Genomic DNA, 2,018 nt, shown 5'->3' with positions numbered 1-2,018 from the left:
TGTAACGAACCACTTTCAGAGGTGGACGATAACACTCCAGTGCATTTAATGTTTGAAGTACCAGCTTGATATTGATCTAAGTCCAAACAATAACCAATCCGTTTCCCCCCCCCACTTTCATTTACAGATGGCAGAACTGCCATTTAGGGCTCTATACCGCCCTTGCTTCGCTACCCGCAGGCACAAGGCACAAGCCCATAATGAAACTAAAAGACTTTCATCATGAACTCGTGCTTCTTTTCGGGTCGAACAACAAACCAAGAGCCAGGGAGGCTCATCTCATCAACAACGTCGGCCAGCACCATAAAAGAAAAGCCGCTTCGTTGTCATTCTTCACTTGGAAAAACAGGCAGACTCCCAAAGGCGCGGCACTTGGGGGATTTGTCGTCTATATAGTGCCTTCCCCTTCTTTTTTTTCTATATGTTGGGTTTTTCCCCTTTTATTTCGGTGGCAAAAGGGGATCTACAGTGCGTTTTTAATTTGGCTTTTCTCGCTATAGAATGGAATTCCCAAGTAAAAGGATCGAGAAAAGATCTTTAGACAAGCCCCATAAGCTGTGCAACGATACAAACACGTTATGCCAAATGGAGATAAAGGCGTGAACACCCCCGTTGAGTTGTCCCCGTTCCCTGGTACTGTTCCAGAACTCACCATCAGTCCAACCGTTGATTGGAACTATCAGTTAGCATTCCGCAAAGAAGTGATGCTCAAGTGTCCTGAGTTGGATTTGCCAAAATACTTGCTGGCACCCGAAATCCGAGCACTGTCAGAATTGCCGATCAATGATCATCATCGAATGTTACTGCGCTTGCTGTTTAACTGCGGTGGCCGCATCAATGAAGTGTTAGCGCTGACACCCTCCGATATTTTGCATGTTCAAGATCGTAGCTTGGTGCAGCTACGCACCCTCAAGCAACAGCAAAGCGGCTCAGGTCGCGCCAAGAAGGGCAATATTCGTCTGGTCCCACTGTTTGATACGCAATTTGCGAACGAATTAAACCGTTACATTGTCACGCATTGCACTAACCAACGTTTGCCAATCTTCCACTCCAAGCGAAGCAAAAAGCGCACGGCCATCAATTCGGAAACGGCGAGACTGTGGTTAAAAGAGATAGAGCAAGTAGCCGTCGAGAATGGGCTATTTTTGGGGACCGCGTTAACGCCTCACGTTCTGCGCCATAGCTTCGGAATGCATCTGTTATTGAATCACATGCACATTAAACGCGTCCAAGCTTTGCTTGGTCATGCTCGATTAAGTTCAACGGAGGTGTACACCAAAATATTATCGATAGATGTGGGCGAGCGTATGGAGATCCAATTTTAGAGAGGAAGAAGGTGCGGGGAAGGATGCATGAGTGTTCGCAGTGCGAACATTATGATTATTTCTTTAGGCTAAACCGACTTGAACTAGTCATTGAATCTAGCATTACCTTGCACTATCGGATCACCAAAACCAATATTCACATCAGTTTGAGGTGTTCTTTTTCAGTGCTTGTAATGCTTTAGTGTAACGTTCACTTAGCATCAGCTCTCCTTTACTTAACATGAACTTGGGATAAAAATAGAAGGGAACCAAAAGCTAGTTCTGCGATCAGAACTTTCTGACCAAGAGAGACTCATCACAAGGAACCAGCTATGCATAAACGAGTGGACTTATTTTGTCATGTCGATGACTTTTGCCAGTTTTTTCTACCCCAGTGGCAAAAGCTTCAGCTTGAAAACAGCGAACGAAAACGCAACCCTAAAGGTCGAATGTCTGAAAGTGAAATCATGACAATAATTATCGCCTTCCATATGCGGCGTTTTTCAAGGTAGTTGTCATCATTCGCTTAGTTATTAAGCGGCTTTTCTTTCTGGATTTAGATGAACCTCACCAACGGGTTCACAGTTCCTAATTTTGCCTGACCAACGCTCTGGGTGTCGCTCTCTTGCTACCGACAACACATCAGAACGACGTCTTAAAATCTCGCTATCTTTACCACCGTGACGCTCTGATGGCGTAACGTAATTTAACTTA

Annotated in this window: 1 protein-coding gene and 1 pseudogene; one reads left to right on the top strand and one right to left on the bottom strand. The window is 44.9% G+C overall.

What is annotated here, in order from left to right:
* The first annotated feature begins 599 nt into the window (after positions 1 to 599).
* The gene (locus KIV40_RS14340) at positions 600 to 1,325 is read left to right on the top strand and encodes a site-specific integrase (protein ID WP_285349843.1); all 726 of its coding nucleotides are present in this window, start codon (positions 600 to 602) and stop codon (positions 1,323 to 1,325) included.
* A 512-nt stretch (positions 1,326 to 1,837) separates the two neighbouring features.
* Here KIV40_RS14340 and KIV40_RS14330 read toward each other — a convergent pair.
* Positions 1,838 to 2,018: pseudogene (locus KIV40_RS14330) on the bottom strand (IS3 family transposase); the annotation flags it as partial.

The sequence above is a fragment of the Vibrio sp. D173a genome, assembly GCF_030248475.1.
This window is presented reverse-complemented; position numbering and strand designations above follow the sequence as displayed.